General features: G+C 40.0%; 22 protein-coding genes and 2 pseudogenes. 3 read left to right on the forward strand and 21 right to left on the reverse strand.

Annotation, left to right across the window (positions count from 1 at the left end; genetic code table 11):
• Window positions 1-24: 24 nt before the first annotated feature.
• The 15 genes and pseudogenes from ACLV7W_RS09125 to ACLV7W_RS09195 all read right to left on the reverse strand — a co-directional run bounded on the left by ACLV7W_RS09125 (window position 25) and on the right by ACLV7W_RS09195 (window position 11,669).
• A pseudogene (locus ACLV7W_RS09125) lies at window positions 25-751 on the reverse strand (CPBP family intramembrane glutamic endopeptidase).
• Between the two features lie 18 nt (window positions 752-769).
• On the reverse strand, window positions 770-976 hold the full coding sequence (locus ACLV7W_RS09130; protein WP_033682759.1) for a hypothetical protein: 207 nt from the start codon (window positions 974-976) through the stop codon (window positions 770-772).
• A gap of 132 nt (window positions 977-1,108) precedes the next feature.
• Window positions 1,109-1,876 (reverse strand): acetyl-CoA carboxylase carboxyl transferase subunit alpha, encoded by a 768-nt coding sequence (locus ACLV7W_RS09135; protein WP_153199178.1) that lies wholly within the window; start codon window positions 1,874-1,876, stop codon window positions 1,109-1,111.
• Entirely contained in the window at window positions 1,873-2,739 is an 867-nt protein-coding gene (gene accD / locus ACLV7W_RS09140) for an acetyl-CoA carboxylase, carboxyltransferase subunit beta (protein WP_004258460.1), read from the reverse strand. Before accD ends, ACLV7W_RS09135 begins: the two co-directional genes overlap by 4 nt.
• 36 nt (window positions 2,740-2,775) lie before the next feature.
• On the reverse strand, window positions 2,776-4,143 hold the full coding sequence (accC, locus tag ACLV7W_RS09145) for an acetyl-CoA carboxylase biotin carboxylase subunit (RefSeq protein WP_049524475.1): 1,368 nt from the start codon (window positions 4,141-4,143) through the stop codon (window positions 2,776-2,778).
• Between the two features lie 11 nt (window positions 4,144-4,154).
• On the reverse strand, window positions 4,155-4,577 hold the full coding sequence (gene fabZ / locus ACLV7W_RS09150) for a 3-hydroxyacyl-ACP dehydratase FabZ (protein ID WP_411865837.1): 423 nt from the start codon (window positions 4,575-4,577) through the stop codon (window positions 4,155-4,157).
• Window positions 4,574-5,059: an acetyl-CoA carboxylase biotin carboxyl carrier protein gene (gene accB / locus ACLV7W_RS09155; RefSeq protein ID WP_045612211.1), complete on the reverse strand. Its 486-nt coding sequence runs from the start codon at window positions 5,057-5,059 to the stop codon at window positions 4,574-4,576. The genes fabZ and accB overlap by 4 nt, the downstream gene beginning before the upstream one ends.
• 2 nt (window positions 5,060-5,061) lie before the next feature.
• Window positions 5,062-6,297 (reverse strand): beta-ketoacyl-ACP synthase II, encoded by a 1,236-nt coding sequence (gene fabF / locus ACLV7W_RS09160; protein WP_153209163.1) that lies wholly within the window; start codon window positions 6,295-6,297, stop codon window positions 5,062-5,064.
• A gap of 21 nt (window positions 6,298-6,318) precedes the next feature.
• On the reverse strand, window positions 6,319-7,050 hold the full coding sequence (fabG, locus tag ACLV7W_RS09165) for a 3-oxoacyl-[acyl-carrier-protein] reductase (protein ID WP_001176197.1): 732 nt from the start codon (window positions 7,048-7,050) through the stop codon (window positions 6,319-6,321).
• Between the two features lie 40 nt (window positions 7,051-7,090).
• A complete protein-coding gene (gene fabD / locus ACLV7W_RS09170; protein ID WP_084923682.1) occupies window positions 7,091-8,014 on the reverse strand; it encodes an ACP S-malonyltransferase in 924 nt (307 codons plus the stop codon).
• Window positions 8,007-8,981: an enoyl-[acyl-carrier-protein] reductase FabK gene (gene fabK, locus ACLV7W_RS09175; RefSeq protein ID WP_084923680.1), complete on the reverse strand. Its 975-nt coding sequence runs from the start codon at window positions 8,979-8,981 to the stop codon at window positions 8,007-8,009. Before fabK ends, fabD begins: the two co-directional genes overlap by 8 nt.
• A gap of 116 nt (window positions 8,982-9,097) precedes the next feature.
• Window positions 9,098-9,322 carry an acyl carrier protein gene (locus tag ACLV7W_RS09180; RefSeq protein ID WP_000257838.1) on the reverse strand — a complete coding sequence of 75 codons (225 nt, stop codon included), beginning with the start codon at window positions 9,320-9,322 and terminating at the stop codon, window positions 9,098-9,100.
• 59 nt (window positions 9,323-9,381) lie between these two features.
• Complete coding sequence (locus ACLV7W_RS09185; protein ID WP_084886600.1) at window positions 9,382-10,356, reverse strand: beta-ketoacyl-ACP synthase III; 975 nt, start codon at window positions 10,354-10,356, stop codon at window positions 9,382-9,384.
• The gene (locus ACLV7W_RS09190) at window positions 10,356-10,790 is read right to left on the reverse strand and encodes a MarR family winged helix-turn-helix transcriptional regulator (protein WP_000386355.1); all 435 of its coding nucleotides are present in this window, start codon (window positions 10,788-10,790) and stop codon (window positions 10,356-10,358) included. Before ACLV7W_RS09190 ends, ACLV7W_RS09185 begins: the two co-directional genes overlap by 1 nt.
• Before the next feature lie 93 nt (window positions 10,791-10,883).
• Window positions 10,884-11,669: an enoyl-CoA hydratase gene (locus ACLV7W_RS09195; protein WP_411865838.1), complete on the reverse strand. Its 786-nt coding sequence runs from the start codon at window positions 11,667-11,669 to the stop codon at window positions 10,884-10,886.
• Window positions 11,670-11,878: 209 nt separating this feature from the next.
• Here ACLV7W_RS09195 and ACLV7W_RS09200 point away from each other — a divergent pair, with 209 nt between their 5' ends.
• From ACLV7W_RS09200 to serS, 3 genes are all read left to right on the forward strand, one after another.
• Entirely contained in the window at window positions 11,879-13,243 is a 1,365-nt protein-coding gene (locus tag ACLV7W_RS09200) for an aspartate kinase (protein WP_125393741.1), read from the forward strand.
• A 2-nt stretch (window positions 13,244-13,245) separates the two neighbouring features.
• The gene (locus tag ACLV7W_RS09205) at window positions 13,246-13,617 is read left to right on the forward strand and encodes a DUF956 family protein (RefSeq protein WP_049538810.1); all 372 of its coding nucleotides are present in this window, start codon (window positions 13,246-13,248) and stop codon (window positions 13,615-13,617) included.
• A gap of 213 nt (window positions 13,618-13,830) precedes the next feature.
• Window positions 13,831-15,105: a serine--tRNA ligase gene (gene serS / locus ACLV7W_RS09210; protein ID WP_033686469.1), complete on the forward strand. Its 1,275-nt coding sequence runs from the start codon at window positions 13,831-13,833 to the stop codon at window positions 15,103-15,105.
• 38 nt (window positions 15,106-15,143) lie between these two features.
• Here the strand turns inward: serS and ACLV7W_RS09215 are convergent.
• The 6 genes and pseudogenes from ACLV7W_RS09215 to ACLV7W_RS09240 all read right to left on the reverse strand — a co-directional run.
• Window positions 15,144-15,449, reverse strand: a pseudogene (locus ACLV7W_RS09215) (transposase); the annotation flags it as partial.
• Between the two features lie 316 nt (window positions 15,450-15,765).
• On the reverse strand, window positions 15,766-16,101 hold the full coding sequence (locus tag ACLV7W_RS09220) for a GntR family transcriptional regulator (RefSeq protein ID WP_153209175.1): 336 nt from the start codon (window positions 16,099-16,101) through the stop codon (window positions 15,766-15,768).
• Window positions 16,102-16,103: 2 nt separating this feature from the next.
• A complete protein-coding gene (locus ACLV7W_RS09225) occupies window positions 16,104-16,325 on the reverse strand; it encodes a DUF1648 domain-containing protein (protein WP_084925530.1) in 222 nt (73 codons plus the stop codon).
• A gap of 18 nt (window positions 16,326-16,343) precedes the next feature.
• The gene (locus ACLV7W_RS09230) at window positions 16,344-17,903 is read right to left on the reverse strand and encodes a hypothetical protein (protein WP_084925528.1); all 1,560 of its coding nucleotides are present in this window, start codon (window positions 17,901-17,903) and stop codon (window positions 16,344-16,346) included.
• The gene (locus ACLV7W_RS09235; RefSeq protein WP_084925526.1) at window positions 17,896-18,606 is read right to left on the reverse strand and encodes an ABC transporter ATP-binding protein; all 711 of its coding nucleotides are present in this window, start codon (window positions 18,604-18,606) and stop codon (window positions 17,896-17,898) included. Before ACLV7W_RS09235 ends, ACLV7W_RS09230 begins: the two co-directional genes overlap by 8 nt.
• 108 nt (window positions 18,607-18,714) lie before the next feature.
• Window positions 18,715-19,332, reverse strand: coding sequence for a TetR/AcrR family transcriptional regulator (locus ACLV7W_RS09240; RefSeq protein WP_084925524.1), 618 nt, complete (start codon window positions 19,330-19,332; stop codon window positions 18,715-18,717).
• Window positions 19,333-19,500 lie beyond the last annotated feature (168 nt).

Below are 19,500 nucleotides of genomic sequence, written 5' to 3' on the forward strand. Positions count from 1 at the left end.
CAAACACTGTTTTCTTTGCTTCCACTATCTTAAAAAGTGGTAATAGACATAATTATAAACAAAAATCCAGATGGGTTTTGCATAAATGAGAAAGTTAAAAAAACTATGGCACAAGATGGTGATTTTTAAGTTCTTTGTCCACCGATATACTAGGGCATAGAAGAGACCGCCTAAACTATAAATAATCAAACTGATAGGATCTCGGTGAGTTAGAATCAAATGACTAAGTCCAAAGATAAGAGCAGATAGAATAACATCCAGATAGTACTTGGACTGGTGGAAAAAGGTATTCATAAAATACCCTCTATGAATCAGTTCCTCCAATATAGGTGCGACAACTACTGTTAAAATAAAACTAAGAACAGTTGATAGAAAAGTTGGTTGTCCATTTGAATAAAGGATAGAAAGTAGCTTTTGAAAAATATACTTGTTATCAACTAAATAATGATACTGTAACTGAAAAAGCATCCACCAATTGACGATCAAAATAAGTAGCCACTAGACCAACTACAAGGTAAAAGAATCTTGACTTCTTTGAACCCTTTTTCTCAAAAATATAGAGCATCTCTTTCTTTTTGAGCCAGTAGATAAATAATAGCAAAAGAGCTGTTAATTCAACTGTTAAAAAGATAAAATAGCCATCTATCCCCCATCCTAAAAACTTAGTGATTTGCACTACCCCTAACTCTGGTAGATAAACCGATAGAAATACCAGTGATGTAAAGACTCCCAAATGCCCTAGTTTTTTCATACTTACCCCTTTAATTTATCAGTAGCCAATACCATTAGCACGTCTAGTCGCATGATTCAGTATTGTACTCGAGTCAGTTGCAATGCTATAAGCATAAGGCCAACTCCAATAATAATCATCAACCAACCAAATCATGCCACCACCTGAAGTTTCCTCTAAGTTCTCAGATGAAAGAACTGTAAATGTATCTGTACCTGTCCTATCAAGTACCTCCTTAAAATAAATTTTTGTAAGCTTACATCTACAGTATACATCTTTTTTATCTATTTTATAGTCCATCTCCTCAACTGTCAATTTTTCGGTCTGAACTGCATTTTTCTAAAAAAATGAGACCTTTCTAGCCTCATTTAGTCATTTTTAGTATTTTCTAAATCGTTGGTAACGTTCTTCCAACAACTCCTCGAACGTTTTTTGTGACAGTAAAGCTAGTTCCGTTTGGAGTTCTTTTTTGACACTCTTAATCAGTTCTTTACTAGAAAGTCCTGCTTCAGAAATCACCTTGTCCACCACGTCCATTTCTAACAGTTCATGCGAAGTGATTTTCATCAGTTCTGCCGCTTCCATGGCACGACTGCCATCTTTCCATAGAATGGAAGCAAAACCTTCTGGACTGAGAATGGCATAGATAGAATTTTCCAGCATCCAAACACGGTCTGCGACTGCTAGAGCCAGAGCCCCACCAGAACCACCTTCACCGATAATGATAGCAATAATAGGAACTTTCAAATCACTCATTTCCATGAGATTGCGAGCAATAGCTTCTCCCTGTCCGCGTTCTTCTGCTCCGACACCAGGATAGGCACCTGCTGTGTTGATAAAGGTCACTACTGGACGGCCAAACTTTTCAGCCTGTTTCATCAACCGTAGGGCCTTGCGGTAACCTTCTGGATGCGGTTGACCAAAATTCCGTTTAAGGTTATCTTGTAAACTCTTGCCTTTTTGGATACCAACCACTGTTACAGCTTGCTCTCCAAGCCAGCCAATACCACCAACAACTGCACCATCGTCACGAAAAGAACGGTCACCGTGTAATTGGATAAAGTCATCAAAAATGCCTGCAGCAAAGTCCAAGGTTGTCAAGCGACTCTGCTCACGCGCTTCTCTGACTATTTTTGCAATATTCATCTAGGACCCCCTCCGTGCAATCTGACTAGGCTTGCAATCGTATCTGGCAAATCTCTTCTTTTAACGATAGCATCCACAAAGCCATGCTCAAGTAGAAATTCTGCCTTTTGGAAATCCTCAGGCAAGCTTTCACGAACCGTGTTTTCAATCACACGACGCCCTGCAAAACCAACCAAACTCTGTGGTTCAGCCAAAATGATATCGCCTTCCATAGCGAAAGAAGCTGTAACACCACCTGTCGTTGGATCAGTCAAAATGGTAAGGTAAAAGAGGCCTGCATTTGAATGGCGTTTAACCGCTGCAGAGATCTTGGCCATCTGCATGAGACTCATGATTCCTTCCTGCATACGGGCCCCACCAGAGGCTGTGAAGAGAATAACTGGTAATTGTTCAACCGTCGCATACTCAAACAAACGAGTGATTTTTTCCCCTACAACCGTACCCATAGAAGCCATGATAAAGTTGGAATCCATAATCCCAAGAGCCACAGTCTGACCTTTTATAAGAGCTGTTCCTGTCACAACGGCTTCATCCAGACCTGTTTTTTCACGCATAGTTGCTAGTTTCTTTTGATAACCAGGGAAATGCAAGGGATCCTTGCTCTCAATCCCTGTAAACAATTCCTTGAAGGTTCCCATATCAATCGTCAAAGCCAAGCGTTCTTGGGCAGAAATACGAAAGGTATAGCTACAATGTGGACAGATGCGCTCACTTCCCAGATCCTTCTGATAGATGGTATGCTTACAACCTGGACACTGAGAGAATAATTCATCTGGAACCTCTGGCTTGGCTTGAGGTTTTTCCCTAACCGAACGATTGGGATTGATTCGAATATACTTATCTTTTTTACTAAATAGAGCCATTGATTCCCCTTTTCGGTTTAAACTCTTGAAGTCATTTTATTCTTTTTCTTGATATTTAGGTAAGAAGGTTTCCATCAAGAAGGAAGTATCATAATCTCCAGCAATAACATTGCGATCTGAAATGAGGTCAAGCTGGAAATCTGCATTGGTCTGCACTCCTTCAATCTCTAATTCATAGAGGGCACGTTGCATTTTCATCAAGGCGTCAAAACGATTTTCGCCGTGTACGATGATTTTGGCAATCATACTATCATAATAAGGTGGAATGGTATAGCCTGGATAAACTGCTGAATCCACGCGCAAGCCAACTCCACCACTTGGCAGATAGAGATTGGTAATCTTACCTGGACTAGGAGCAAAGTTGAAGGCTGGATTTTCTGCATTGATCCGACACTCGATAGCATGCCCACGTAGAACAATATCTTCTTGCTTAACAGACAGAGGCTGACCTGCCGCAATGCGAATCTGTTCCTTAACGATATCCACACCTGAAACAAACTCTGTTACTGGATGCTCTACCTGAACACGTGTATTCATTTCCATGAAATAGAAATTGCCACTTGCTTCATCAAGCAGAAACTCAATGGTCCCTGCATTCTCATAGCCAACAGACTCTGCAGCTCGAACAGCAGCCGCACCGATTTCATGACGCAACGTTTTTCCGATTGCAATTGAAGGGCTTTCTTCCAAAACCTTTTGATTATTCCGTTGAAGAGAACAATCCCGTTCACCCAAGTGAATCACATTTCCGTGTTCATCTCCTAGGATTTGAACCTCAATATGGCGAGCTGGATAAATAACCCGCTCTATGTACATAGCACCATTGCCATAATTGGCCTTGGCTTCACTTGAAGCAGTATCAAAGGCGGAAACGAGATCTTCTGGTTTTTCAACCTTACGAATCCCTTTACCACCTCCACCTGCTGAAGCCTTGAGCATAACAGGATAGCCAATTTTTTCAGCAACAATCAAAGCTTCTTCAGAGTTATGCACTTCTCCATCTGAACCTGGAATGACAGGCACGCCTGCTTTAATCATCTGAGCACGCGCATTAATCTTATCCCCCATCATATCCATAACATGGCCAGAGGGACCGATAAACTTGATTCCCACCTCTTCACACATGGTTGCAAATTTGGAATTTTCACTGAGAAATCCAAAACCGGGGTGAATGGCTTCTGCCTCAGTCAAGACTGCAGCTGATAGAACCGCATTGATATTGAGATAAGACTCTGTTGCCTTGCCAGGGCCGATACAAACTGCTTCATCTGCCAAAAGCGTATGAAGGGCTTCCTTATCAGCAGTTGAATAAACCGCCACCGTCGCAATCCCCAATTCACGCGCCGCACGGATAATACGAACCGCAATTTCACCACGATTGGCAATTAAAATTTTTCGAAACATGGAGAACCTCCTTAGTTCCCTATTGCAAAGGTAAGAGTACCACTAGCTGCAAGCTTGCCATCCACTTCAGCCTTTGCTTCAACCACGGCAATGGTGCCACGACGTTTTACAAAAGTCGCTGTCATAACCAATTGGTCGCCTGGTACAACTTGCTTCTTGAACTTAACCTTATCCATACCAGCGTAAAAGACTGGTTTACCTTTATTTTCAGGTTTTGATAACTCCAAGACACCAGCTGTTTGCGCCAAGGCTTCCATAATCAGAACACCTGGCATGACAGGGTATTGAGGAAAATGACCGTTAAAGAAGGGCTCATTGATAGTCACATTTTTGATGGCAACAATGGTGTCCTCGCTCACTTCCAACACACGGTCTACTAGGAGCATAGGATAACGGTGGGGAAGGGCTTCTTTGATTCCTTGAATATCGATCATTTGATACGTACCAATCCTTTACCAAACTCAACCATTTCTTCGTTAGAAACGAGAATTTCCGTTACCACACCATCCTTAGGAGCTGGAATTTCATTCATGACTTTCATAGCTTCGATGATCACCAATGTTTGACCTTTTTTGACACTATCACCAACTGTGACGAAGGCAGGTTTATCAGGACCAGCAGCCAAGTAAGCCACCCCAACAAGTGGACTCTCTACAACATCTCCCTCAGCAGCTACGCTTGCTTCTGCTGGTGACGAAGTTTCTTCTATTACAGTTTCTACTGGAGCAGATGTAGGAGCTACTGGACTTGGTGTTGCTAGAACGGGCGCTGAAGCGACTTGAGCTGCAACTTCAGACACCAGTCTCGCTTCATTCTTGCTAAACTGCAACTCATCCGTCCCATTTTTATAAGAAAATTCTCTCAAACTTGACTGGTCAAATTGGGCCATCAAGTCTTTAATATCGTTTAAATTCATAGTTATTTATTCTCCCAACGTTTGAAAGCAAGAACTGCATTGTGGCCACCAAAACCAAAAGTATTTGAAATAGCGTATGGAATTTCTTGCTCCAAGCCTTGTCCATAAACGACATTGGCTTCGATATAGTCTGATACTTCGCTTGTCCCAGCTGTCATTGGTACAAAGTTATGACGCATAGCTTCGATGGTTACGATAGCTTCTACCGCACCTGCAGCACCTAGCAAATGTCCTGTGAAAGACTTGGTTGATGATACAGGTACTTCCTTACCAAGAACAGCTACGATCGCACCACTTTCTCCTTTTTCATTAGCAGGAGTTGAGGTTCCGTGAGCATTGACATAGGCTACTTGCTCTGGAGAAATCTCAGCTTCTTCCAAGGCTAGTTTGATGGCCTTGATAGCTCCCTGACCTTCTGGATGTGGTGAAGTCATGTGGTAGGCATCACAAGTATTTCCGTAACCAACCACTTCAGCAAGGATAGTAGCCCCACGTTTTTCAGCGTGTTCAAGGCTTTCAAGAACCAACATCCCAGAACCTTCACCCATGACAAAACCATTACGGTCCTTATCAAATGGAATGGAAGCACGAGTTGGGTCCTCTGTAGTTGAGAGAGCAGTTAGGGCTTGGAAACCAGCAATAGCAAAAGTTGTGATAGAGGCTTCTGAACCACCTACCAACATAACGTCTTGGAAACCAAATTTAATTGAGCGGAAGGCATCCCCAATCGCGTCATTTGATGAAGCGCAGGCAGTATTGATGGATTTACAAACACCGTTTGCTCCAAAACGCATAGCAACATTTCCTGAAGCCATATTTGGCAAGGCTTTTGGAAGGGTCAATGGTTTCACACGTTTTGGTCCTTTGTCATTTAGGCGAAGCACTTGATCTTCAATTTCCTTGATTCCACCAATACCAGAAGCCACAATAACACCAAAACGATCCTTGTCAAGAGTCTCTACATCGAGATTAGCGTGATTAACAGCTTCTTGAGCCGCATACAAGGCATACAAAGAGTAGTTATCGAAACGATTGGTATCTTTCTTTACAAAGTATTTATCAAAAGGAAAATCTTGGATTTCTGCTGCATTATGCACATCAAAGTCACTATGATCAAATTTTGTAATTGGACCAATTCCGATTTTTCCAGTTGTCAAACTATTCCAAAATTCTTCTGGTGTATTTCCGATTGGAGATGTTACTCCATAACCTGTTACTACTACGCGATTTAGTTTCATCTTTTTCACCTCTAGCTTCTGCTACATACTTAAGCCACCATCAATGGCAACCACTTGACCAGTTAGATAATCTTGGCCTGCTAAAAATACTGTCAAATCTGCAACCTGCTCCGCTTGTCCAAATTCTTTCATAGGAATTTGAGCCAGCATAGCATCTTTTACCTTGTCTGATAGAACAGCTGTCATATCGGACTCAATCATTCCAGGTGCAATAGCGTTAACCCTGATATTGCGATTGGCCACTTCACGAGCCACAGACTTGGTAAAACCAATCAAACCAGCCTTAGAAGCTGCATAGTTAGCTTGACCGATATTTCCCATCAAACCAACAACACTAGACATATTAATGATAGCACCTTCTCTGGCTTTCATCATCGGTTTCAAGACTGATTGTGTCATGTTAAAGGCACCAGTCAAGTTAACCTTGAGCACTTTTTCAAAATCCGCCTCTGTCATCTTGAGCATAAGGGTATCTTGGGTAATCCCTGCATTATTGACCAAAACATCTACTGAACCCAGCTCTGCAATAGCTTGATCAACCATACGCTTAGCGTCTGCAAAATCTGACACGTCTCCTGATATAGGAACCACCTTGACACCATAGTTTGAAAACTCAGCGAGCAATTCTTCTGAGATTGCCCCACGACTGTTTAAAACAATATTGGCTCCTGCTTGAGCAAACTTGTGGGCGATGGCAAGACCAATTCCACGACTCGAACCTGTAATAAAGATATTTTTATTTTTTAGTTGCATTCTTTTCTCCTGTTTCCTCTTGTATTTATGGGAGAAGGGATTACTTGTTTTCTAGCAAAGTTTCCAAACTAGCCTGATCTTCAACATTGGCTAGTTTAGCGGTCTTATCAATTTTTTTGACAAAGCCTGACAAGACTTTCCCCGGGCCAATCTCGATAAAGTTGGTTACGCCTGCTTCTTGCATAACCGCAATACTTTCATAGAAACGAACTGGTTCCTTGATCTGACGCGTCAAAAGTTGAGCAATGTCTTCTTTTTTCATGACCGTAGCTTCTGTATTGCCGACTAGGGGACAAGTAAAATCTGAAAAACTTACCTGAGCTAGAGTTTCAGCTAGTTTCTGGCTAGCAGGCTCAAGGAGAGCGGTATGAAAAGGTCCTGAAACCTTGAGAGGAATCAAGCGTTTAGCTCCTGCTTCCTGCAAGAGTTCAACAGCTCGGTCAACTGCAGTCACTTCTCCACCAATCACAATTTGTGCAGGTGTATTATAGTTGGCTGGGGTAACTACTCCAAGTTCAGAAGCTTTTCGACAGACTTCTTCAATAACCTCTACTGGCGTATTGAGAACTGCTACCATCTTGCCAGAACCAGCAGGGGCCGCTTCTTCCATATAGGCTCCACGCTTAGCTACCAAGGCTACCGCATCTTCAAAATCTAAGGCACCACTGGCCACCAAGGCAGAATATTCTCCAAGGGACAAACCAGCAACCATATCAGGCTGATAGCCCTTTTCTTGCAATAAACGGTAGATAGCAACTGAAGTTGCTAAAATAGCTGGTTGCGTATAGCGGGTCTGATTGAGTTTTTCTTCTTCTGTATCAATAAGATAACGCAAATCATAACCGAGTACCTGACTCGCTTGATCAATCGTTTCTTTGACAATCGGATACTGATTATAGAGTTCCCGTCCCATACCTAGATACTGGGCACCTTGACCAGCAAATAAAAAGGCTGTTTTAGTCATTTCTTACAACTCCTGCCCAACGAGAGGCTTCTTCTTGAATTTTCTTAGCTGCTCCGTAATACAAATCTTTTAGGATTTCTTCAACGGTTTCTTCTTTGGAAACAAGGCCTGCAATTTGACCTGCCATGACAGAGCCTCCATCCACATCTCCGTGAACAACAGCTTTGGCTAGAGCACCTGCTCCCATTTGTTCAAAGATTTCCAAATCTGGATTTTCTTGTTTAAAGGCATCTTTTTCAGCTTGTTCAAAATCACGAGTCAACTGATTTTTAATCGCACGAACAGCATGTCCAAAGTGTTGAGCTGAAATCGTAGTATCAATATCTCGAGCTTTTAAAATTTTCGCCTTATAATTTGGATGGGCATTAGACTCTTTTGCAACGACAAAACGAGTTCCAACCTGAACAGCCTCTGCACCTAGCATAAAGCCAGCCGCAGCACCTTCACCATCCGCAATCCCTCCTGCAGCAATAACAGGAACAGATACAGCAGCAGCAACCTGACGCACCAAGGTCATAGTTGTTAATTTACCGATATGCCCCCCGGCCTCCATTCCTTCTGCAATAACAGCGTCCGCACCGATTTTTTCCATGCGTTTAGCTAAAGCAACACTAGGCACAACTGGAATAACCGTGATACCAGCAGCATGGAAGCGTTCCATGTACTTGCTTGGATTTCCTGCGCCTGTTGTAACAACCTTAACCCCTTCCTCGATAACGAGGTCTACAATATCTTCCACAAAGGGAGACAAGAGCATAATGTTGACACCAAAGGGTTTATCAGTCAATGATTTGATTTTATCAATATTTGCCTTGACAACTTCTTTAGGGGCATTCCCCCCACCGATAATCCCTAGTCCTCCAGCCTTGGAAACAGCTCCTGCCAAATCACCATCAGCAACCCAAGCCATTCCTCCTTGAAAGATAGGATAATCAATGTTCAATAATTCTGTAATACGCGTTTTCATAGTGCCTCCATCGTTTCTTGCTTACGTAATAGTTCGATATCGTCATAATTTGAAAATCAAACTATTGCCTAAACAAGAGGGAGCGGGTTTCCCTACTCCTTCTATTTATATTCTGCTTATTTTGTTTGCTCTTCAACGTAGGCAACCAAGTCACCAACTGTTTTCAAGTCATCTTCTGCTTCGATTTGGATATCAAAAGCATCTTCGATTTCTGAGATTACTTGGAACAAGTCCAATGAATCTGCGTCTAAATCATCAAAAGTTGATTCAAGTGTTACTTCTGATGCGTCTTTTCCAAGTTCTTCAACGATAATTTCTTGTACTTTTTCAAATACTGCCATGATAGGACTCCTTTAAAATAAATAGTTTTTTTATAACAATGTGTTCACCACATGATTACCTAAATTGTAAGAATGAGCGTGCCCCAGGTCAAGCCTCCACCGAAGCCTGATAGAAGAACAGTCTGGCTACCGTCTAAACGGATGAGGCCTTGTTCTACACACTCTGAAAGTAAAATCGGGATACTTGCTGCACTAGTATTGCCATATTCCATCATATTGGCTGGAAGTTTAGCTCGGTCGACACCGATTTTTCTAGCCATTTTATCCAAAATACGGTCATTAGCCTGATGAAGTAGCAGATAATCCAAGTTTGTCGCCTCTATAGGAGACTCATCAATAGTCTGTTTGATTGACTTGGCCACATCTCGAATAGCAAAATCAAAGACCGCGCGCCCATCCATCTTCAAAAATGAATCTGCATTTTCTTGATCTGAAAATGGAGAATGTAAGCCTGACTGTCCATAAGTTAGACACTCGCTGCGACTCCCATCACTATTGAGACTCTCAGCTAAGAAATGCTCTTGCTCGCTAGCTTCTAGCAAGACTCCACCAGCACCATCTCCAAACAACACAGCTGTTGATCGATCTGACCAATCAACTGCCTTAGAGAGGGTTTCACTACCAATCACCAAGCCTTTTTGAAAGCGACCAGAAGCGATAAACTTTTCAGCAGTTGATAAGGCAAATACAAATCCACTGCAAGCTGCTGTTAGGTCAAAAGCAAAGGCCTTATTAGCACCAATATTGGCTTGGACACGAGCAGCTGTAGAGGGCATCATAGAATCTGGAGTAATAGTAGCTAGAATGATAAAATCCAGCTCTTCTCCTGTGATTTCAGCTTTTGCCATCAGTTTCTGAGCAACCTCTGTAGCCAAATCACTAGTAGATTCTGTTCTTGAAATATGCCTTTGTCGTATTCCCGTCCGACTTGAAATCCACTCATCATTGGTATCCATAATCTGAGCCAAATCATGATTTGTAACCACTTGCTCTGGCACATAATGAGCAACCTGGCTTATTTTTGCAAAAGCCATTATCTCAAATCCTCCAAAAATTGATAAAGATTAGTCAAACCTTTGCTCATAACCTCAATTTCTTGCTTACTCATACCATCAATGATTTTTTCAACCATGGCCTTGTGGAAGCGTTTATGTAGCCTATGAACCAAGCGACCTTTCTTTGTCAAATGCAGATGTACCACACGTCGATCATGTTCTGAACGAATGCGTTCAATGTAACCCTTGCGTTCGAGATTATTCAAACTAGTCGTAACTGTCCCAAGAGTCACCATCAACTCTTTTGACACTTGACTAGGTGTCACATCTGGAACTTTTCCAATCACATCAATCGTATGCATTTCTTTGATGGAGATATCCTTGAAACGACTACCCCTCAAGCTAACTTCCTCAATAACGAGGACATTGTTAAATATAGACGTTAAGTATTCATTAATTCGTTGGTAGTCCAATCTTTCCTTCCCTCCTTTTCAAAAAAACTTTTAGAATCAAAACATTTGACAAAAGAATTATATCAAAGTTCAAAGAATGGTGCAAGTATTTTTTTATTTTCCTGTAAATTTAGGTCTTCTTCTTTCCGAATGAGCCCGAACTCCCTCTTTGAAATCCTCTGTTTGAGCTAAGGATTCCTGTAGGTTCAGTTCTAAAGTAGCATAATCTTGCCAATCTTTAAATTGGCTCTCCCACACCAACTTCTTAATGGCAGCATAAGAATTAGCTGACCCGCGTCTCAATTTTTTAAGAAGCTGTTCTCTCGTCTTTTCAAGTTTATCAGCTTCACAGACGCGGTAAACAAGCCCCCACTCCAGAGCTTTTTCTGCGGACAAAGCTTCTCCTGTCATGGCTAATTGAGCAGCACGCGTCACACCAATACTACGACTCAAGAGATGAATCCCACCTGCATCTGGAGCCAAACCAACTCCAACAAAGGCTTGGATAAATTTAGCCTTATCCGTTGCCAGACAGAAATCTGCAGCAACAGCCATATTTGCTGCGGCACCTGCAACAGCCCCATCAACCTCCATCAAGACAGGTTTAGCAATTTGCTTGATTTTATAAGAAATAGTATTGACCAATTCTGCGATTTTCGTCAATGATGGAATATCATCCTCATCGACTGCTCGCTTCATCTCAACCAAATCTCCCCCAACAGAGAAGACTTTGCCATTCGCGTTGATCAAGACAAAATGCACAGCCGGATCCTCTTCTGCCAAAGTCAGAGCTTCTAAAATCTCCTCACACATAGGAATATGAAAACCATTCGCGACCTCAGGACGATTCAAGGTAAGGATTGCCAAATCCTCTTCAAGCTGATAAATAATGTGTTCCATCTGGACTCCTTTTTATTTTATAAGCAGTTTAAATTATTTTATTTTCAAAGTATATCTTTTTTACAATCAGAAAGCAAGAAAAAATCAACTGAAAGTGTCTCAGCCGATTATAAAGAATCGCTTTATCCTAGAAAGCATCTTATTTTCTTCATTGAAAAAAGGCTTTCTTTCTGCTATAATCGTATAAAATACTTACTTTAGGAGTTCTTATGAAGGTTGTTAAATTTGGAGGTAGCTCTCTTGCCTCTGCTAGTCAATTAGAAAAAGTTTTAAACATCGTCAAAAGCGATTTAGAGCGTCGTTTTGTAGTCGTTTCTGCGCCTGGTAAACGCAATGCTGAAGATACTAAGGTTACGGATGCCTTGATTAAATACTACCGCGACTATGTTGCTGGTAACGATATTAGCAAGAGCCAAAACTGGATTATCGACCGCTATGCTGCTATGGTTAGTGAACTAGGTCTTAAACCAACTGTGCTAGAAAAAATTTCAAAAAGTATTCGCGCCTTAGCTACTCTTCCTATCGAAGAAAACGAATTTCTCTACGATACTTTCCTAGCAGCCGGTGAAAATAACAATGCTAAATTGATTGCCGCCTACTTTAATCAAAACGGGATCGATGCACGCTATGTGCACCCTAGAGAAGCTGGTATTGTGGTCACAAGTGAACCTGGTCACGCTCGCATCATTCCATCAAGTTATGACAAGATTGAAGAATTGACAAATGCAAATGAAGTCCTTGTCATTCCTGGTTTCTTTGGAGTTACCAAGGAAAATCAAATCTGTACCTTCTCACGTGGAGGATCAGACATTACAGGTTCTATCATTGCTGCCGGTGTTAAGGCAGACCTCTATGAAAACTTTACGGATGTTGATGGTATCTTTGCGGCTCACCCAGGAATCATTCACCAACCACACTCTATCCCAGAGTTGACCTACCGTGAAATGCGTGAGTTGGCCTATGCAGGCTTCTCAGTCCTTCATGACGAAGCCCTTCTTCCTGCCTACCGAGGAAAAATTCCTCTAGTTATCAAGAATACCAACAATCCTGACCATCCAGGTACTCGTATCGTTCTAAAACACAGTAATGATGAATTCCCAGTTGTGGGAATTGCTGGTGACTCAGGCTTTGTCAGCATCAACATGTCGAAATACCTCATGAACCGTGAGGTTGGATTTGGTCGCAAGGTCCTGCAAATCCTTGAAGATCTTAACATCGGTTGGGAACATATGCCAACAGGTATCGACGATCTTTCGATCATCCTCCGTTCTCGCGAACTAACTCCTATCAAGGAAGAAGAAATCCTTCGTCAGTTGGTTCAAAAGGCTGAAGTAGACCATGCAGAAATCGAACACGACCTTTCAATCATTATGATTGTTGGAGAAAAAATGAAGAGCCATATCGGAGTAACTGCTACTGCGACACGTGCTTTATCTGAAAATAAGATCAACATCCAGATGATGTCTCAAGGTTCTAGTGAAGTGTCTATCATGTTTGTTGTCCATAAGGACCAAGAGAAAGCAGCTATTAAAGCCCTCTACAATGCCTTTTTTGGAGAAAGTAAGGAAGACTAACCATGGCCCAATCTCTTAACAAAACAGTGCTTCTCAATACAACAGGTACCTCCTACCTCTCTATAGCTGGGAAAGTTGGGAAATTTCTTGTCGGAGATCAGGCTCTGGAATTTTACCCAGATGTCAATGTCGAACAATTTATCCAGATTCCTTGGGACCATATCAACCAGATTGGGGCCAATGTCACTGGGCGAAAAATCAGTCGCCACTTCGAAGTCTTTACAGACAGAGGAAAATTCCTCTTTGCTTCAAAAGACTCAGGTGCCATTCTTAAAATTGCTCGCGAAAAACTGGGCAATGACAAGGTCGTCAAACTTCCGACCCTGATTCAGACAATTAGCCAAAAATTTAAAAATCTATTTGCAAAAAAGTAGAAACTTTAGTATAATCATAGCAACGGATAAGTAGGTTATCTTCTTCTTTCAGAAAGTCTGCGGGTGCTGCGAGCAGATAGGAGGGATAGGTGAAATTCTACCGTTAGTAACAATTACATACACAATCAAGTGCACACCTGTGAAGTTGGATGGAACCGTGGCCCTGCCACTCCAACGCTTTGTCAGGTGTGCTTTTTTCATAAAGGAGTTCTTATGTTAGATATTAAACGTATTCGTACAGACTTTGATGCTGTCGCAGAAAAATTGGCTACACGTGGTGTAGATGCTGCTGTCTTGAATGAGATGAAAGAAATCGATGCTAAACGTCGTGATATTTTAGTCAAGGTTGAAACTCTCAAGGCTGAACGTAACACAGTTTCAGCTGAGATTGCCCAAGCTAAGCGCAACAAGGAAAATGCAGATGACAAGATTGCTGCCATGCAAACTCTATCTGCTGAAGTCAAAGCTTTGGACGCTGAATTGGCAGAAATCGATGCTAAATTGACAGAATTTACCACTACTCTTCCAAATATCCCAGCTGACAGCGTTCCTGTTGGGGCTGATGAAGATGACAATGTGGAAGTTCGCCGTTGGGGTACTCCACGCGAGTTTGACTTCGAGCCAAAAGCCCACTGGGATCTGGGTGAAGACCTTGGTATCCTTGACTGGGAACGCGGTGGTAAGGTAACAGGGGCTCGATTCCTCTTCTATAAAGGTCTCGGCGCTCGTTTGGAACGTGCCATCTACAACTTTATGTTGGATGAACATGGAAAAGAAGGCTATACAGAAGTCATCACACCTTACATGGTTAACCATGATTCTATGTTTGGGACTGGTCAATATCCAAAATTCAAGGAAGATACTTTTGAACTCAGCGACAGCAATTATGTCCTTATTCCTACAGCTGAAGTTCCTCTAACAAACTACTACCGTGATGAAATCCTTGACGGTAAAGACCTGCCAATCTACTTCACTGCTATGAGCCCATCATTCCGTTCTGAGGCTGGTTCTGCTGGTCGAGATACTCGTGGCTTGATTCGTTTGCACCAATTCCACAAGGTTGAAATGGTTAAATTTGCCAAGCCAGAAGAATCTTACGAAGAATTGGAAAAAATGACAGCCAACGCTGAAAACATTCTTCAAAAACTTAACCTTCCATACCGTGTCGTTGCTCTCTCTACTGGAGATATGGGCTTCTCAGCTGCTAAGACTTACGACTTGGAAGTTTGGATTCCAGCACAAAATACTTACCGTGAAATCTCAAGCTGTTCAAACACAGAAGATTTCCAAGCCCGTCGTGCCCAAATCCGTTACCGTGATGAAGCAGATGGCAAGGTGAAACTCCTTCATACCTTGAACGGTTCTGGACTTGCAGTTGGACGTACAGTGGCAGCTATTCTTGAAAACTACCAAAATGCAGATGGTTCTGTGACCATCCCAGAAGCACTTCGTCCATACATGGGTGGAGCTGAAGTTATCAAACCATAAAAAATGCTTCTTTGTCAACTGTAGTGGGTTGAAGTCAGCTAAGATCTAGAAAGGACAAATTTCGTCCTTTCTTTTTTGATGTTCAGAGCGATGAAAATCCGTTTTTTGAAGTTTTCAAAATTCCGAAAACCAAAGGCATTTCGTTTGATGAGTTTAATGAGATTATTAGTCGCCTCTAATTTTGCGTTGGAATAGGGTAGTTGAAGGACGTTGACGATTTTCTCTTTGTCCTTGAGGAAGATTTTAAAGACAGTCTGAAAAAGAAGATGAACCTGCTTTAGATTGTCCTCAATGAGTCCGAAGAATTTGTCAGGTTCCTTATTCTGAAAGTGAAAAAGCAAGAGTTAATAGAGATTATAGGCACTATAATATTTGTAGTGGGTAAATCCCTTATGGATATTGTGGAGCCTTTTTCTGCCCACCTGTGTCCTCTAAAAACATAAGAATAAGAATACTTCTTTAGCTACACTTGCGTGTTTCAGCTTGCATCTGAAACAATAATCTACTATGGAGATTATTGAAAAGAGGAATATTATGTTTCTTGGGTATTTCTAACATTAGATGTTTCGATTCTTCCATATTCATTTCATCCATTTTATCAATAATCTAAATAGTCAGTATCTGTATCTTCTTCACACATAATTGATTTTTATTCACTGTTTAAGTTTCTATTCTATCAAATAGTTTAATAATCTCAGAATCCGAAAATCCTAAGGCATATAGTTTTTCAAACAATATTTTTATAAGCCTGTTCAAATGCTGATTTCTTAACTCAATTATTTTCTTCTCACTTTCAGTAACAAAATATCCTTTACTTCCACGACTGACAAGCAACCCCTGTTTTTCAAGAACTTTTAATGATTTTTGAACGGTTGCAGGATTACATTCTTCCCTCTCTGCTAAAGTCCTTATGGGAGGCAGCTGTTGCCCCGGTACATACTTACCTCTTAAAACAGTTGCTCTTATCACAGATGCTATTTGTAAATATGGATACATATTCACTTAACCTGTTTATTTTTCCTTCCGCGTATAAATTTCCAATAAGCAGAATACGGAATAACCGTAGCAAACAGAAGGTAATATTTATTAGCAAACATATCTGCAACTCCTTTTGCATTGAAATGAACAGGAATTTTCTCTGGGAGAAATATGCAAATAACAACTATTATAGCTAGCATTACTAATAACACCAAAATATCTTTTATCAGTCTGTTTTTCATCTTATTTTCCTCCTTTAACTAGATAAAATTTAACTTGCTTATTGTTAAATAAACACCCATTGTAATAACCAATAAAACTACTGATACTACCTGTAAAACAAATATAATCGGAAGATTAAACAGCCAATTAAGCAAAAGTGGCGTAATAAGCGCAATCATACCAATAATTCCAGTTACAATAACAGGAAGACTTTGTTTGACAACTATCATCTCACTGTCCCAATCATAGTTAGGATATTTTTTATTTAATGCGATTCCAATTACAGTTATAAAAAAGGAATAACATATAGGAACAATAATTAGGTTCGTGACTTGAATGAGATTTATATCTAGTTTTAGCACAAATACAGATACAGAAATCATATATCCAATCAAATGAAGTGTAAGATTGACAGCTATCTTGGAATTTAGGATCATTTTTACCTTAACAGGAGAGCTTTGCAAAATCCAAATGTTTTTTCCTTCTAAAGATATCGCTGAAGCTGCCGGGCAACTGAGCGAGAGCATAGATGCAATAAATAATGGAGCAAAATTTGAGAGATATTCATTTATATTTTCTATCCCTGAAGACTCTCCTATTTGTTCTACAGAATTAAAAAGCAAAAATATACTAAAAACACATAAAAGTATTACACCGAGGCCTGCATTCAAGACCGCCATGTACGAGCTTAAAAAGCGTCCCATTTCTTTTTTATACAAGGCAAGAAATATCGATTTTCTATTATAAGATTTTTTGTTATCAGAATATCTTGATGTTGTTTTAGCAAGAGTATTAAGCAATCCATACTTCATCGCAACAATTTTTACAAATATATAAAAAACTGCTGTTGAAAAAGCAATAAATAATCCCATTCCAATATACATTGGAAAATTTGTGTGTTGCACGAATAACCCGGATATTGGGTACAGTCCTATAATTTGCTTAGAAAGCATGATCTCAATGCTGTCTTCATTACCTGATTTCATAGCTGACACTGCAATATATCCAATTATGCCTATCATTGCAAATGAAAAGATTAGAGCAATAACATTTTTCCTCTTAAAATAAGATGAAACAGTAACAACAATGATTCCCATACATGCTGCTATGCATATAGGTATCAAGGGAGCAAAGATGATAGAAGTAAAATACAATATAATCTGTAGGAGGTTTAAACTTCCGTTCAAGATCCATACAATTCCACCCGGGAGCATAAACATCAATCCTATTAAAAAATTCAATAAGTACATAAACATGAACTTGCTGGTGATAATATACGAACTTTTAACAGGTAAGGATAGGAGAATTTCCATATCTCGACTGCCAAATAAAATGCCATTCGAATAAAAGACAGTCAAAAATAATATTGAAAAACTTGATACAGAGACCATATATGCCGGTATCAAGTCCTGCTGTCCGACGTGTACCAATGTTTTCGCTGTTAGTATATTATAAACAAAGCAAAATAAGGAAAGGGTTATTATGCCAAAACTCGCAATAGCCATTGAACTTTGTTTTTTATTTCCTGAATCTCTAATCTCGTTAATCGGAAAGAAATTAATCAATTGCGCTTTAAGCAGTATCCAAATGTTACTCATTGTCCTGCACCTCCATGAAAAATGCCTCCAATGATTCATCACCTTTGACGTCTCCTGTATTGCCACTTGCAATTAACTTTCCATTTTTGATAATGGCAATCTTATTACATAATTTTTCTGCAACGTCCAATACATGGGTTGAAAAGAAAATAGCACCTCCATCTGAAACACACTCATACATAATTTTCTTTAGTAGGAAAGTTGCTTTGGGATCCAGCCCAACAAAGGGTTCATCTAGAATCAACAGTTTAGGAGAATGTACCAGTGCAGAAATAATAGCTGTTCGTTGCTTCATACCATGTGAATACGAAGAAATAATCCCCGAAAGATGGTCAGTCATATCAAATAAATCACCATATTTTTGGATCCTTTCCTTGCGTATTTTTGTAGGAATTTCAAACAAGTCAGCAATAAAATTAATATATTGAAGTCCTGTCATATGTTCATACAAATCTGGATTATCTGGGATATAAGCCATCATTTTTTTACAAATAACAGGTTCTTCTTTAATAGAATGACCGTTGATAATTATACTTCCGTCTTCAAAATCATGGATACCGACAACTGCCTTTATCGTTGACGTTTTTCCCGCACCATTTGCTCCAATAAAACCATAAATATCTCCATGCTGTACTGAAATAGATAGGTTATCCACAACCTTCTTATCCCCATAACTTTTACTAAAATTCTTTATCTCTAACATTTTTTCGTCTCCATTGACAATTTGTCAGTCGTATATTGAAATAATACCGATAGCTTGTTTTGATTTAGCTATCGGTACATAGTTCTCTTTACAAACATTCTATCTTTTTTAATTGCTAAAGAGTCCTTTTGTATTTAGATTTTGTTCCAGCATTATCTTAAATGCATTCAAGTAATCTTTGACAGGTTCTTTCTTTGAAGTTTTTATACCTATGTTGTTTGAAACAAAAACATAGGCTGTCATCAGAAATTCTGCTGTTTCTGATGGATATTTTACAGAAAATACTTTTTCTGAGATGCCTTGATTTATTATCCTCTCAAAATATATAGTCAGTTTTTCAATGAGCTTATGAGATAACTTATCTAACATATAACGATTTTCTTCAAGATCAACCGTCTTTTGTAACTCAGTTCCTTCCGCTGAAACGTTATCTGTAGAGATTATTGTGGCATCTATAAAGGCTCTTATTTTTTCAATAGCAGTTTTGTCGTCATCATTGACAATCACATGAATATCTCTCAATAATTTCTCTGAATAACGTTCCACAAGACAATACAGAATATCTTCTTTGTTCTTAAAGTGATAGTATAACAAACCTCGTGATATATTTACCTTATCGACTATATCCTGAGTTGTTGTGTTCGCATATCCTTTCTCCATAAAGAGGAGCATAGCAGCATCCATAATCTCAGCCCGTCGAATTTCCGGATCTTTTACATCTCGCATTTTATTCCTCCTATTGCACATCATACTACCTTACTGACAATTTGTCAATAGCGTTTTCTCATTTCTCTTGAATTTTATGGTATAATATATTTACAATTTTAGGAAAATGCTTACTTGACTTTTGTAGTAAGCACAGTAAGTGTACGGACACTTACGAAAAAAGGTTTA

This window comes from Streptococcus mitis (genome assembly GCF_965111735.1).
Lineage (GTDB): Bacteria > Bacillota > Bacilli > Lactobacillales > Streptococcaceae > Streptococcus > Streptococcus mitis_DR.